The sequence below is a fragment of the Nocardia sp. CC213A genome (assembly GCF_030766805.1).
Lineage (GTDB): Bacteria > Actinomycetota > Actinomycetes > Mycobacteriales > Mycobacteriaceae > Nocardia > Nocardia otitidiscaviarum.
The window spans coordinates 400,125-414,113 of the sequence record NZ_JASFXA010000002.1 but is presented as its reverse complement, the minus strand read 5'-3'; the positions used below and the strand labels follow the sequence as shown (position 1 = coordinate 414,113).

Annotated in this window: 14 protein-coding genes; 8 read left to right on the top strand and 6 right to left on the bottom strand. The window is 68.5% G+C overall.

Annotation, left to right across the window (positions count from 1 at the left end; all coding sequences use genetic code 11):
• Nucleotides 1-60 precede the first annotated feature (60 nt).
• From QJS31_RS05040 to crcB (QJS31_RS05020), 5 genes are read right to left on the bottom strand one after another with little or no spacing between them, the layout of a single operon-like run.
• The gene (locus QJS31_RS05040) at nt 61-1,287 is read right to left on the bottom strand and encodes an MFS transporter (protein ID WP_282777381.1); all 1,227 of its coding nucleotides are present in this window, start codon (nt 1,285-1,287) and stop codon (nt 61-63) included.
• Nucleotides 1,284-2,921 (bottom strand): phosphoglucomutase (alpha-D-glucose-1,6-bisphosphate-dependent), encoded by a 1,638-nt coding sequence (gene pgm, locus QJS31_RS05035; protein WP_282777383.1) that lies wholly within the window; start codon nt 2,919-2,921, stop codon nt 1,284-1,286. The genes QJS31_RS05040 and pgm overlap by 4 nt, the downstream gene beginning before the upstream one ends.
• Before the next feature lie 47 nt (nt 2,922-2,968).
• Nucleotides 2,969-3,346, bottom strand: coding sequence for a fluoride efflux transporter CrcB (crcB, locus tag QJS31_RS05030; RefSeq protein ID WP_372341491.1), 378 nt, complete (start codon nt 3,344-3,346; stop codon nt 2,969-2,971).
• A 2-nt stretch (nt 3,347-3,348) separates the two neighbouring features.
• Entirely contained in the window at nt 3,349-3,696 is a 348-nt protein-coding gene (locus tag QJS31_RS05025) for a DUF190 domain-containing protein (RefSeq protein ID WP_282777387.1), read from the bottom strand.
• Nucleotides 3,693-4,127, bottom strand: coding sequence for a fluoride efflux transporter CrcB (crcB, locus tag QJS31_RS05020; RefSeq protein ID WP_282777389.1), 435 nt, complete (start codon nt 4,125-4,127; stop codon nt 3,693-3,695). The genes QJS31_RS05025 and crcB (QJS31_RS05020) overlap by 4 nt, the downstream gene beginning before the upstream one ends.
• Before the next feature lie 124 nt (nt 4,128-4,251).
• On the opposite strand from crcB (QJS31_RS05020), the gene QJS31_RS05015 reads away from it, so the two are divergent.
• Nucleotides 4,252-5,460, top strand: coding sequence for a lipase family protein (locus QJS31_RS05015; protein WP_282777391.1), 1,209 nt, complete (start codon nt 4,252-4,254; stop codon nt 5,458-5,460).
• Between the two features lie 146 nt (nt 5,461-5,606).
• Here the strand turns inward: QJS31_RS05015 and QJS31_RS05010 are convergent, their stop codons facing one another.
• Nucleotides 5,607-7,103: an MFS transporter gene (locus tag QJS31_RS05010; RefSeq protein ID WP_282785974.1), complete on the bottom strand. Its 1,497-nt coding sequence runs from the start codon at nt 7,101-7,103 to the stop codon at nt 5,607-5,609.
• A gap of 111 nt (nt 7,104-7,214) precedes the next feature.
• On the opposite strand from QJS31_RS05010, the gene QJS31_RS05005 reads away from it, so the two are divergent.
• The 7 genes from QJS31_RS05005 to QJS31_RS04975 all read left to right on the top strand — a co-directional run bounded on the left by QJS31_RS05005 (nt 7,215) and on the right by QJS31_RS04975 (nt 13,934).
• Entirely contained in the window at nt 7,215-7,940 is a 726-nt protein-coding gene (locus QJS31_RS05005) for a TetR/AcrR family transcriptional regulator (RefSeq protein ID WP_081592936.1), read from the top strand.
• A 33-nt stretch (nt 7,941-7,973) separates the two neighbouring features.
• Nucleotides 7,974-9,272 carry a D-arabinono-1,4-lactone oxidase gene (locus QJS31_RS05000; RefSeq protein WP_306356028.1) on the top strand — a complete coding sequence of 433 codons (1,299 nt, stop codon included), beginning with the start codon at nt 7,974-7,976 and terminating at the stop codon, nt 9,270-9,272.
• Nucleotides 9,273-9,435: 163 nt separating this feature from the next.
• Nucleotides 9,436-9,645, top strand: coding sequence for a hypothetical protein (locus QJS31_RS04995; RefSeq protein ID WP_282785972.1), 210 nt, complete (start codon nt 9,436-9,438; stop codon nt 9,643-9,645).
• 14 nt (nt 9,646-9,659) lie between these two features.
• The gene (locus tag QJS31_RS04990) at nt 9,660-9,995 is read left to right on the top strand and encodes a hypothetical protein (RefSeq protein ID WP_306356027.1); all 336 of its coding nucleotides are present in this window, start codon (nt 9,660-9,662) and stop codon (nt 9,993-9,995) included.
• Between the two features lie 171 nt (nt 9,996-10,166).
• Nucleotides 10,167-11,693 carry a BCCT family transporter gene (locus tag QJS31_RS04985; RefSeq protein ID WP_306356026.1) on the top strand — a complete coding sequence of 509 codons (1,527 nt, stop codon included), beginning with the start codon at nt 10,167-10,169 and terminating at the stop codon, nt 11,691-11,693.
• Nucleotides 11,694-11,825: 132 nt separating this feature from the next.
• Nucleotides 11,826-12,287, top strand: a complete 462-nt coding sequence (gene mscL, locus QJS31_RS04980; RefSeq protein ID WP_282778929.1) for a large conductance mechanosensitive channel protein MscL — start codon at nt 11,826-11,828, stop codon at nt 12,285-12,287.
• A gap of 93 nt (nt 12,288-12,380) precedes the next feature.
• The gene (locus QJS31_RS04975) at nt 12,381-13,934 is read left to right on the top strand and encodes an MFS transporter (RefSeq protein ID WP_282778931.1); all 1,554 of its coding nucleotides are present in this window, start codon (nt 12,381-12,383) and stop codon (nt 13,932-13,934) included.
• Nucleotides 13,935-13,989 lie beyond the last annotated feature (55 nt).

The window sequence follows — 13,989 nt, the reverse complement described above, 5'->3', positions numbered from 1 at the left end:
CCACCACTCTGCCGCAACCCACCGCCGCGCGGGTACGCAACCCGTCCGAACGCTACCGGGTCAACCCTGCGGGCGGGTCGTCGTGGCGGCCGTCGTCTCGACCAGCGGCTTGCGCTGCAACGGTTCCGGCACGATCGCCCACGCCACCGCCGCCGACGCCAGCAGTGCGCCGGTGACCGCGAGCGCGAATCCGTACGAGAGGTGTTCGGCCAGCAGGCCGACCGCGTACGGGCCGAGCACGGTGCCCAGGTCAGCCGACATCTGGAAGCCCGCCAGCACCGGTCCACCGCGCCGTCCCGCGCCGACGATATCGGCGACCGCGGCCTGCTGGGCGGGGGTGAACATGCCGGACCCGAGGCCCGCGACGAAGGAGGCGACCAGCAGCCAGGGCAGGTTCTCGGCGAAGCCGAGTCCGGCCGTGCCGACCGCGCACAGCAGCGTGCCGCAGATCAGGAACGGCCTGCGGCCCAGACGATCCGACCAGCGCCCCGACTGGAACAGCACCACCGCGTTGCCCGCCGCGAACACCGTCAACGCCACCCCGGCCAGGGCGGCGTCGTAGCGCAGTACCTCCACCACCAGCAGCGGCACCAGCGCCATGCGCACCCCGAACACCGCCGCGCCATTGCCGAAGTTGGACCACAGCACCGCCCGGTACTCGGATTTTCGCACCGCCTCCCGGAAGGTCATGACCGGGGTGTCACCGAGCGCCTCGGGCCGCACCAGCGGCGAATCCTTCAGCGCCAGATACACGATGGCGCTGGCCACCAGCAGTGCGACCGCGTAGATGACGAACGGCGCGCGCAATCCCAGTCCGGCCAGCGCCCCACCCACCAGCGGACCGGAGATGGAGCCGATCAGGAAGCTGGTCGAGTACACCCCGGACACCCGACCCCGCTCCGTCGGCGGCGACATGCGGATCACCAGCGCCAGCGACGACACCGTGAACATGGTCGACCCGATACCGCCGAAAGACCGCAGCACCAGCAGCTGCCAGTAGCTCTGCGCCAACGCGCACGCCCCCGTGGACACCGCCACGATCAGCAGCCCGCCCAGATAGACCGGCCGCTCCCCCAGTTTCTGCACCAACCGCCCGCTCATGGGCGCGAACAGCAGTCGCATCAGCGCGAAGGCGCTGACGATCGCCGAGGCCGCCGCGACGCCCACCCCGAAGCCGCGCGCGTACTGCGGTAGCGCCGGTGCGACGAGCCCGAATCCGATGGCGATGGTGAATGCCGCCCCCACCAGCACCCAGATCTCGACCGGCAGGGATTTGGATCTGCTCACTCCGATAGCGCCTGTCGCACAACTTCCTCCGCGGCCGCCTGCACCTGGGCCAGATGCTCCGGGCCCTCGAACGACTCCGCGTAGATCTTGTATTTGTCCTCGGTGCCGGAGGGCCGGGCCGCGAACCACGCGTTCTCGGTGGTTACCTTGACCCCGCCCAGGGCCGCGCCGTTGCCGCGCGCGCGGGTCTGAATGCCGGTGACGTGCTCCCCGGCGATCTCGGTCGCTGTGATCACATCCGGCGTCAACGCCGCCAACCGGGCTTTCTGTTCCGGGGTGGCGTCGGCGTCGGTGCGCGCGTAGGCCGGGCTGCCGTAGCGCTTCTCCATCTCGGTGTAGCGCGTGGACGGGCTCTGCCCGGTGACGGCGGTGATCTCGGCGGCCAGCAAGGCCAGCAGAATGCCGTCCTTGTCGGTGGTCCACACGGTGCCGTCGCTGCGCAGGAAGGAGGCTCCGGCGCTCTCCTCACCGCCGAATGCCAGGCTGCCGCTGAACAATCCGGGGACAAACCATTTGAAGCCGACCGGCACCTCGTACACGTCGCGGCCCAGCACCCGGACCACCCGGTCGATCATGGCGGAGGTGACCACCGTCTTGCCGATCTTGGTGAGCGCATCCCACCCCATCCGGTTGGCGATCAGGTATTCGATGGCCACGGCCAGGTAGTGGTTCGGATTCATCAGTCCCGCATCGGGAGTCACGATGCCGTGCCGGTCGGCGTCGGCGTCGTTGCCGGTGGAGATGTCGTAGTCGTCGCGAATCGACACCAGTGACGCCATGGCGTAGCGCGAGGACGGGTCCATGCGAATGCGTCCGTCGCTGTCCAGGGTCATGAACCGCCAGGTGGGGTCGACGAACGGGTTCACCACCTCGAGTTCGAGGTCGTAGCGCTGCCCGATCTCCTCCCAGTAGTCCACGCTGGCGCCGCCCATGGGGTCGGCGCCGAGCCGGATGCCCGCGCCCCGAATGGCGTCCAGATTCAACACGTTCGGCAGATCCGCGATATAGCGGTCCAGGTAGTCGTAACGCTCCACCTTGCCGGCCAGCGCGTGCGCCAGTGTCGTGCGCTTCACCTCGGACAGCCCGTTGCGCAGCAGATCGTTGGCCCGCGCGGCGATGGCGTCGGTGGCGACGGTGTCGGCCGGACCGCCGTGCGGCGGGTTGTATTTGAACCCGCCGTCGCGCGGCGGATTGTGCGACGGCGTCACGACGATGCCGTCGGCCTGATGCCGGGTGCCGCCGCGATTGTGCCGCAGCACGGCATGACTCAAAGCCGGTGTGGGCGTGTAGCGGTCGCGCGCGTCGATGATGGCGGTGACGTCGTTGGCGGCCAGCACCTCGAGCGCGGTGGTCCACGCGGGCTCGGACAGGGCGTGCGTATCGCGCGCCAGATACACCGGCCCGGTGATGCCGCGGGTGGCGCGATATTCCACGATCGCCTGTGTGATGGCGAGTATGTGCGCCTCGTTGAATGCGTTGTCGAGGCTGGACCCGCGATGCCCGGAGGTTCCGAAGGCGACGAGCTGCGCGGGATCAGCGGGATCCGGGATCCGGCTGTAGTAGGCCGTCACCAGGTGCGCGACGTCCACGAGGTCCGCGGCCCGGGCCGGTCGACCGGCTCGATCGTGGGCCATGCTCGGGCCTCCCTTCCGTATCGCCTGTGCCCGGCTGGTCATCAGGATCACGGCAACCCCCCGTGCGCCGCGCCCAGGAACAACTGGGCGGCACCGGCACCGAGGAAGGCCGCGGCCAGGCTCGCCACAACGCCGATCACGACGTTCGCCACCGCATAGCTGTAAGCGCCCTCCTCAGCCAATCGAACCGTCTCGTATCCGAACGTACTGAACGTGGTCAGCGCACCGCAGAAGCCCGTTCCGGCCACGGCGAGCAGCCAGTGGTTTGCTCCCGCGCCGATCAGTGCGCCCAGAATCGCCGACCCGGTCACGTTCACCGTCACTGTGCCCAGTGGAAAGACACTAGCGAATCGACGGGCCATCGCGCGATCCACCAGATAACGAACCGGCGCTCCGACCATGCCGCCGAGCGCCACGAGCAGCATCGTCACGCGCGCTCCCCCTGCCAGGATTCCACCGGCGAGAGTGTCACGGTGAGCGAATTCAGCAGGTCCGCATTGGTTTCCACGAATCGCCGCAGCACGTCGGTGTCGTCGACGATCATCACGAGCACGGGTAGCCGGTCGGCCAGATCCAATAGTCGAGTGGTGTGGATATCCGCCGACGCCCCGAATCCCTCGACGCCGCGCCACACGCTCGCCCCGGCCAATCCGGCATCTCGGGCACGCCGCACGATCTCGTGGTAGCGGGGGCGATGCTGCCACCGGTCGTCCTCGCTCAGCAGCACGGTGAGCCGCGAGGCGGGCCGCCAGCGCGCACCCGTCGGGTCGTTCATCGCCTGCCCCCTTTCGCCGTGCCTGTCCCGGTCCGTCTCCACCACCGCGTCGCGCCCGCCCCGATCACGACCGCGCCCACCGACGCCACCACCGTTCCCCCGAGATAGCCGAGCGCGGAAACCGTCCGCCCCGATTCGAGCAGTGTACGAACTTCCACACTGAAGGTGGAGAAGGTGGTGAAACCGCCCAGGACCCCGACGCCCAGAAAGAGCCGCGGTAGCCGCCGGGCAACCCAGATCTCGGTCACGCACACCGTGAGGACGCCGATGGCGAGGCACCCGACGACATTGACGGCCACGGTCTGCCAGGGAATGTCCCCGCGCTGGGGCAACCACGCGGCCACACCGTAGCGCAGGCTCGACCCCAGCGCGCCGCCCGCGGCGATGGCGGCGAGGGCCGGTGCGTCGGATCGCGCGAACGTTGCGACCACCACCCCTCCGCCTCGATTGCCAATTCGTTGCTGTTCGGCGTGTTGCTGAGGCCGAACGACACCTCGGGACTGCGAGGATAGTGCCGCCATCTCAGTGTTGTCCCATCGGCCTGGAGGAGCGAAGTTGACGGTACGGCAGTCGATCAGGGGGTTGCTGGTCCGGAGCTCTGTTATCGCCGCGGCCGTAGCGGCGGCTCTGGCGAGCAGTCTCGGTGCGACTCCGGTCGCCCACGGCGCCATCTATCCCTTTCCGGACCCCGACGCGTTCTACGCGCCCCCGGGCAATATCGGCGCCTTCGCCCCCGGCGATGTCATCAACAGCCGCATCGTCCCCGCCCACGGCTATCCGGGCGCGACGGTGTGGCAGCTGAACTACCGCTCCACCAACTCCGCGGGCGCTCCCATCTCGGCGGTGACCACGCTCATCCTGCCCGGCGGCGGCGGACCGCGGCCCATCGTGTCGTATCAGCCGTTCGTGAATTCCCTGGGCACGCAGTGCGCTCCGTCGCACAGTCTGTTCGACGGCAGCCTGCAGGAGGCTCCGGCGCTGAATCTGCTGCTGGCCCGGGGCTGGGCGGTGGCGGTGCCGGATCATCTCGGGCCGACCAGTGCGTACGGCGCGGCCCGGATGGGCGGGCAGATCACCCTCGACGGCATTCGGGCGGTGAAGCGCTTCGCCCCTGCGGGACTGGGTGATTCGCCGGTCGGCCTGGCCGGATACTCGGGTGGCGCCATGGCGACCGGCTTCGCGGCCGCACTGGCGGCGGAGTACGCGCCGGAGCTGCCGATCGTCGGGGTGGCCATCGGTGGCGTACCGGTGAATCCCGGCAAGATGGCCCTGCAGATCGGCAATGCGCCGCATCCGCTGTTCGGGCTCGGCTTCGCGGTGGCGGTCGGACTGGAGCGCGAGTACCCGGCGGAGATGAATCTCGACGACGCGCTCAGCCCGGCCGGTCTGGCATTGCGCGCGCAGATCGCCAATGCCTGCGTGAACGAGATCATCAGCGCGGGCGCGAACCACTCCATCGGCGAGATGTTCCGTCCCGGAATGGAAGCCAGCGCCAACAACATTCGCATCCTGCACGAGAACAGCCTGGAGATCTATCCCGGCGTGCCGCGCGCGCCGGTCTATCAGTGGCACGGCGGCAACGACCAGGTGCCACTGGATCTGGCGCTCAGCGTGGCGGGACGCTACTGCCACGCCGGCACCCCGGTGCTGTTCGACGTGATCCCGGGAGCCGATCACGGCACGGCCATCTTCTCCGGAGCGCCGCGCGCCTTCAACTACCTGTCGGATCGTTTCGCGGGCCTCGCGGCCCCGTCCAACTGCTGAGCACGGACCGCCGTCGCGCTCGGCAGGGCGCACCGGTCACCCGCGCGGGCCGTCGTCGGGACCCACGCACCGCGTCGAGAAGTGCCCCGTCCACGATCGCGGACGGGGCACTCCCGGTATCGGCGCACCGCTCCGGCGCGTGGGACTCAGTGCGCCAGTACGGGTTCCCCTTCGGCCGGGACCGGCACGGTATTCGGCATGATCATGCCGGTGATGACCGCGCCGACCAGGAAGATGCCCGCCGCCCACCAGAAGGTGGTGGTGTAGCTCTCCACGGCGGCCTGGGCCAGCACGCCGGGGTTGGGCGGCAGGTGATCGGCGACGTAGCCGTCGAAGGCGCTGGCCGCCAGCGTGCTCAGCAGGGCGGTGCCGATGGAGCCGCCGACCTGCTGGCTGGTGTTCACCATGGCCGAGGCGACGCCCGCATCGGTGTGGTGCACCCCGGCGGTGGCGCCGGCGAAGGCGGTGGACATGGCCGCACCGAGACCGACGCCCATGATGATCAGGCTCGGCAGGATGTGGCTGGCGTAGCCGGTGTCCACGCCGATCCGGGTGAGCAGCACCATGCCCAGGGTGGCGAGCAGGTAGCCGGACACCACCGTCACCCGCGGCCCGACCCGCGGCAGCACCAGCGACGGCACCGTGGTGGAGGAGATCACCATGCCCGCCACCATCGGCAGGAACGCCACGCCGGTCACGATCGGGGTGTACCCCAGCTGCTGCTGCATGTAGTAGGTGAGGAACAGGAACATGGCGAACATGCCGATGCCGATGGCGAATACGGTGAGGTAGGACGCCCCGCGGGTGCGGTCGGCGATGACCCGCAGCGGCAGCAGCGGATGCGCTACCCGCTGTTCGATCCAGAAGAACACCGCCAGCAGCACCGTGCCGCCGATCAGGAAGCCGAGCGTGGCGGAGTCGGTCCAGCCGTCGGATTCGGCCTTGGAGAAGCCGTAGACGATGGCGAACAGCGCCGCGGTCACGGTGATGGTGCCGGGAATGTCGAGTTTCGGCCGCTCCGCGGTGGTGACGTGCTTGGCCAGCAGCAGCACCGCGCCGATCAGCGCGACGGCCGCGAAGATCAGGTTCACGTACATGACCCAGCGCCAGGAGGCCCATTCGGTGAGTGCTCCGCCGAGCAGCAGACCGAGTGCGCCGCCCGCACCGGCGATGGCGCCGAAGATGCCGAATGCCTTGGCGCGTTCGCCCGGTTCGGTGAAGGTGACGGTCAACAGCGACAGCGCCGCCGGGGCCAGCAGCGCACCGAAGACGCCCTGGGCGACCCGGGAGGCGACCAGCATCTCGAAGTTGGCGGCCGCCCCGCCCACCGCGGAGGCGACGGCGAAGCCGACCAGGCCGACGATGAAGGTGGTGCGCCGACCGAACAGATCGGAGAGCCGTCCACCGAGCAGCAGCAGGCTGCCGAAGGCGAGCGCGTAACCGGTGATCACCCACTGCCGGTCGGCGTTGGAGAAGCCGAGATCGGCCTGCGCCTCCGGTAGCGCGATATTCACCACGGTCGCGTCGAGCACGACCATGAGCTGGGCGACGCCGAGTACCGCGAGCACCCACCAGCGCAGGGCGTGGGAGCCGCGTCGACCGGTCGGCGGAGCCGGTTTCGCTATGTCGATGGTGGAAGTCATGCGGTGTCCTCGTCCCGTACACTTAGTGGAGGAAGGCCCTCCGGTTTCCTGTCAGAAGTTACCATCAAAACGGAGAGATAGCCTCCACTTAATCCCGAAGGTTGCTAGCATATGGGTGTGAATCACGCCACCACCACGGCCGCAGCGGCCGCGACGACCCCCTCGGGTCGTCCCGCCACGGGACAGCCCACCCGTCGCCTGCGCGCCGACGCCGCCCGCAATCAGCAGCGGATCATCGCCGCCGCGCGCGAGCTGTTCGCCGAGCACGGACTCGAGATCACCCTCGACGACGTCGCCGACAAGGCGGGAGTCGGTGTGGGCACCGTGTACCGCCGCTTCGCCAACAAGCAGGAACTGATCTCGGAGGTGTTCGACCAGAACGTCAACGAGTTCGCCGCGGCGGTGGAAACCGCCCTGCACCATCCCGACCCGTGGACGGGCCTGGTGGATCTGTTCGAGTACGCCTGCCGCCACATGGCCACCAATCGCGGCCTGAGCGAGGTGCTGCTCGAGATGAAGGACAGCATGGAGCGCTTCGAGTGCATGCGCGACCGCGTCCGGCCCGGCATGTTCCAGGTGGTACAGCGCGCCAAGGACGCCGGAGCGCTGCGGCCCGAGATCGAGTCCGGCGACTTCTTCGCGATGGTCAATATGGTCGACGCGGTCGCGGGTTTCGCCCGACCGGTCAACCCGGACGTCTGGCGGCGCTACATGGCGCTGATCCTCAACGGCGTGCGCGGCGACGCGGTCCCCCGCATCCCCCTCGACGTGCCACCGCTCACCGAGGAGGAGGTGGAGCGGGGCAAGGCGGCCATGTGCATGAACCGGAAACGGTAGCGCCGATCACATGTCCGGTTTAGAGTTGGACGCATGACCAACTCTTGGGTGAACTGGGCCGGGGATCAGAGCTGTACTCCGGCAGCCATCGCCGAACCGGGCTCGCCCGAGGAAGTCGCCGCCCTGCTCGCGCGAGCGGAGGCCGCCGGACATACCGTCCGAGTGGCCGGATCGGGCCACTCGTTCACCGACACCGTCTGCACCGACGGCACGCTCATGCGGCTGTCGAAGATGAACCGGATCCATTCGGTGGACCGCTCCAGCGGACTCGTGCGCGTCGACGCGGGCCTGACGCTCAATGCCGCCAGCAATTCCCTGCACCCGCTCGGCCTGGCATTCCCCAATCTGGGTGATATCGACGTGCAGACCATCGCGGGCGCGACCGCGACCGGCACGCACGGCACCGGGGCCAAACTCCAGAACCTCTCCGCCGCCCTGCATTCGGTCGAGATGGTGCTGGCCGACGGCAGCCGGGTGGAGCTGAACGAGCAGACCGACCCGGACGGCTGGCGCGCGGCACGGGTGAACATCGGCGCACTCGGCGTGGTCACCGCGGTGACGCTGCAGATGGTGCCCTCCTTCGTCCTCGAGGGCATCGAACGGCCACTCCCGCTCGAGGACGTACTGGCCGATCTGGATTCCCACGTGGACGGCAACGAGCACTTCGAGTTCTACATGTTCGCCCACAGCGACATCGCCATGACCAAGCGCAACAACACCGTGCAGCTGCCGGAGCAGCCGCGCGGGCGGGCCGTCGAATGGTTCTCCGACATCCTGATCAACAACCACGTGTTCGACGCCCTGTGCCGCCTCACCCGCCGCACCCCCGCGCTCATCCCCCGGGTGCAGCAGTTCTCGGCGCTGGCGGGTAGCTATCGACGCCAGGTGGAACGCTCCTACCGGGTGTTCGCCAGCCCGCGGCTGTTCCGCTTCACCGAGATGGAGTACGCCGTCGCGCGCGAACACTCCGTGGACGCCATTCGTGAGATCAAGGAGGTGGCCAAGCGGTTCGACACCGTCATGCCCATCGAGGTGCGGTGGGTCGCGCCCGACGACGCCTTCCTCTCCCCCGCAGGGGGGCGTGCCACCTGCTATATCGCGGTGCACCAGTACGCCGGGATGGAGTACGAGCCGTACTTCCGGGCGTGCGAGGCGGTTTTCGACCGGTATGGCGGTCGTCCGCACTGGGGTAAGCGGCACTTCCAGACGGCGGCGACCCTGGCCGAGCGGTATCCGGAGTGGGAGCGGTTCGCGGCGGTGCGCCGGCGCTTCGATCCGAACGGCCGTTTCGCCAATCCGTACCTCGATCGGGTACTCGGCCCGATACGCTGACCTGCGACAACTCCCGTTCCCGCCCGGTCGGTTCCGGATAGTTCCGGACCGACCGGGCTTTTTCATGTGGAACGGGCGTAGGATCATTAGCTGAAAGATCGCTCGTCGAAGTACCCCGAACCAGCGCGCCCGGTCCGGGCGTGCCACACCTACGGAGGTTTCGATGTCGCTCATGGACAAGGCCAAGGAGGCCGCGCAGAAGGCCAAGGAGCAGGCCGACCGCATGGGGAACAAGATCGAGGATCAGGCCGACGAGTTCGAATCCAAGTTCCACGAGGCGACCGGCGACGCCAAGCGCCGGGCAGACGAGGCGCGGGACAAGGCCGAAGGCGCCATGCGCGACGCCAAGGACAAGCTCGGCGGCGGGCGGTAGGCGGGAGAGCACGCGTGACCGACGAGGACAACAATCTCACCGCGACATCCGACGAACTCGCCGAGAACATCAGCGATACCGCTGGCGAGTGGGCCGAACGCGCCGGGGACGCGGCGGGGCAACTGGCCGAGAAGGCCAGCAGCGCCGCCGCCGAACTGGCCGACCGCGCTCAGACGGCCGCGGCCGAATTCGCGGATATGGCCAAGGCATTGGCCGACAGACTCGCGGGTGAGGACATCCAGAAATCGCTCGAACAGGCTCGTGCGAATCTCGAGGGCGCGGCCGCCGACGCCATGCGGGCGCTCAACGAGATCGTCGAGAACCTGAAGAACAAGATGGGCGATTCGTAGTATCGCGGGTTCTCGACCCCGGCCGTCTGCGGGCCGGGGTCGAGAACCCGTCCGCACGGGGGATTCACAGGGGACATGCCAACACCACAGAGGACGGAGTACGTGAGCGCACCGAGCAGCGTTTCATCCGACACGAGCGCGGTTCACCCTCGATCCGCCGTCGAACCCAGGGTGTTCTGGCCCGCCGCCATCGTGGTGGTCGCGTTCACCGTCTATGCCATCGTGTTCCGCGATACCGCCGCCGAGCAGGCGAAAGCCTTGCAGGACAATGTGATCGGCGGAATGGGCTGGTACTACATCGTCATCGTGTCACTGTTCGTGGTGTTCGCGATCTGGTTGGGGCTGGGCCGATTCGGCGACATCACCCTCGGCGACGACGGGGAACCGGCCGAGTATTCGATCACCGCCTGGCTGGCCATGCTGTTCGCCGCCGGGATGGGAATCGGGCTGGTGTTCTGGGGCGTCGCAGAACCGCTGTTCCACTACGACGATCCCCGCCCGGGCGTGGGCGATACGGACGCCCAGCGCGCCGACGCGGCCATGGTGCAGACGTTCCTGCACTGGGGAATCCACCCGTGGGCCATCTACGTGGTGGTGGGACTGGCCATCGCGTACTCGATCCACCGCCGCAAGCGTCCGGTGTCCATTCGATGGGCGCTGGAATCGCTCGCTCCGGAACGCATTCGCGGATGGCGCGGTGACCTTATCGACATCGTCGCGGTGATCGGCACCGTATTCGGTGTGGCCACCTCGCTCGGGCTGGGCGTGCTCCAGATCTCGGCGGGCCTGAACTACCAGGGCTGGATCAACCAGCCCGGCAAGGGCTTTCAGGTCGTGCTCATCATCGCAGTGACCCTGCTGGCCACCGTCTCGGTGGTGACCGGCGTGGACCGGGGCATCAAATGGCTGTCGCAGATCAATATGGGGCTGGCGGGCATGCTGCTGCTGTTCGTGCTGGCGGTCGGTCCGACGCTGTTCATCGTCAACGACCTGGTGCAGAACATCGGCACCTACCTCCAGCAGTTGCCCAAGATCAGCCTCTACACCGGCGCGACCGAGGGACCGAAGGGCACCAACTGGACGCAGCAGTGGACGGTCTTCTACTGGGGCTGGTGGATCTCCTGGGCACCCTTCGTGGGCGTGTTCATCGCCCGTATCTCGCGCGGGCGCACGGTGCGTGAATTCGTGGCCGGAGTGCTGTTGGTGCCGACGCTGCTGACCTTCCTCTGGTTCAGCGTCTTCGGCGGCGCCGGGCTGTTCCGCGAGATGTTCGGCGGCGGTGGACTCATCGGGCCGGAGGGTCCCGATCGCGACAGCGCGCTGTTCGCCCTGCTGCACACGCTGCCCGGCGGCGCGCTCACCGCGGGCATCGCGATCCTGGCGATCGTGCTGTTCTTCGTCACCTCCGCCGATTCCGGTGCGCTGGTGGTGAATATGATCTCCTCCGGCGGCAATCCGGAGCCGCCGGTATGGAGCCGGGTGTTCTGGACCTGCTCCATGGGCACCGTGGCCATCGCGCTACTGGTGGCCAGCGGCGAGGGCGCACAGGCGCTCACCACCCTGCAGACCGTGGCGGTGCTCATCGCGCTGCCGTTCAGCGTGGTCATGCTGGCCATGTGCGTGGCCCTGGTGCGCACCTTCCGCAGCGACCGCGCGATCCGCACCGGCCGGACGCCGAAACGCGCGGGGGTGGGCTGAGTCACGAACCACCCCACCGACGTTGGCAACTTCACAGCTAATAGACCCGGTCGCCGAGGCGAAATCGCGGCTCGATCCGCCTTAGACTGCGCCCGGCACTAGTGAACCGGCGCGGATTGGATTCAGCGGATCATGTTCAAGGGTTTCAAAGAGTTCCTGATGAGGGGCAATGTCATCGATCTGGCGGTGGCGGTCGTCATGGGCACGGCCTTCACCGCCATCGTGACCTCGGTCACCAAAGGGCTGATCGAACCCCTGCTGGCGATTCTGGGCACCAATGGTGAACTGGGCCTGGGCTTTCAGATCGTCGGCGACAAACCCGCCACCTTCGTGGCGGTGGGGCCGATCATCAGCGCGGCCATCAATTTCGTCATGGTGGCGGCGGTGCTGTACTTCGTGCTCATCCTGCCGATGAACCACCTGAAGAAGCGATTCGCCGCCCCGACCGAGGTCAAGGCCGATCCCACCGAGCTGGAGTTGCTCGCCGAGATCCGCGACCTGCTGGTGGCGCAGCGCGCCGTGGGTGACGGCAAGCACGCGCTGGCGGCGCGTGCCACCGGCGACGGGCCGAACGGCGATTCGGCCACGAAGTAGCGCGAACGGCCGTGCCCGGCGCGGGCGTTCTCCGTTTCGGGCTATCGTCGTTAACCGAACCATTGCCAACACGCGAGGCGAGGAGGCGCGACGATGGGCCGGGTCCCCCGCGGGCAGGTGCCCGCACCCGATTCCGACAGCGCGGACACCCCGCTGCCCGGACGCTGGGCCATGCTGGCGGTGCTGTGCGCGAGCCTGCTGCTGGTGGCCATGGACGCCACCATCCTGAATGTGGCGCTGCCCTCGCTCATCCAGGACATGCAGCCCAGCCCGATCGAACAGCTGTGGATCATCGACATCTACGGCCTCGTCCTGGGCGGCCTGCTCATCACCTGCGGTGCGCTGGGCGACCGGCAGGGCCGAAAGCGACTGTTCCTCATCGGTTTCGTGCTGTTCGGCCTCGCCTCGGTGGTGGCGGCGACGGCGCAGCAGCCCTGGCAGCTGATTCTCGGGCGGGTGCTGCTCGGCATCGGCGGCGCCATGGTCATGCCGTCCACGCTGTCGCTGATCCGCACCATCTTCACCGACGACCACGAACGCACGCTGGCCATCGGCATCTGGGCGGCGGTCGCCGGAGCGGGCGCATGCGTGGGCCCGGTCGCCGGTGGTGTGCTGGTGGAGCACTTCGGATGGTCGGCGGCCTTCTGGGTGAACGTTCCGGTGGTCGTGGTGACGGTGGTGGCCGGTATCGCGCTGCTGCCGGAATACCGCGCACCGCAGCAGGGTGGCCTCGACCTCACGAGTGCGGCGCTGTCCATCGCCGGTGTGGTGGCGCTGGCCTGGAGCATCAAACACCTCGCCGCGGGCAGTGTGACGGTGCTCGACGCGGCGATGCTGCTGGTGGCACTGGCGCTGCTGGCGTTGTTCGCCCTGCGGCAGCTGCGCTCGGCCGATCCGCTGCTGGATGTGCGGTTGTTCCGCAATCGCACCTTCCTGGCGGCGGCGCTGGCGACGCTGGTGGCCATGCTCGCCATCGGCGCGGCACTGTTCCTGATCTCGTTGTGGCTGCAGTACATTCACGGCTACTCACCGCTGGAGGCGGGTGTTCGCACCATTCCGGCGGCGGTGGCGACGCTGCTGGGGTCGCTGGCCACGCCGTGGCTGCTGCGCCACGTCGGGGTGCGCACCGTGCTCGGCGTCGGATTGTTCGCCCTCGCCGCCGGTTTCGCCGTGCTGGCGATCTCGCCGGAGCCCACCGTGTACCCCGTGGTGGCGCTGGTGCTGGTTGCCCTCGGGCTCGGGGACGGGCTCGCGGTCACGACCGCCGCCGCGGTCATGGTGGCGGCGGTGCCGCCCGAGCGTGCGGGTCAGGCCGGTGCCGTCGAGGAGACCAACTACGAACTCGGCATCGGTCTCGGGGTGGCACTGCTCGGCAGTATCCACGCCCGGATCTTCGCCGCCCATGTGACGGGATTGCCGCTGCGCGGCGATGATCTCGATACCGCGCAGGGCTCCGTCGGCGGTGCGGCCTATGTGGCGAGCCGTGCGGACGGTCCGATCGCCGAGCAGATCCTCACCACCGCCAGCCACGCCTTCGACCTCGCCCTCACCACCACGGCGTGGATCTCGGTGGCGCTGGTCGGCACGGTGGCGCTGCTCACGGTGACCCTCGTCCCGCACGGCTTCAAGGCCACTGCCAGCCACTGACGGTCACAGCCGGTGACGGCGGGAGCCCGCCCCGGCGTCTGCTCGGTCGGACCGG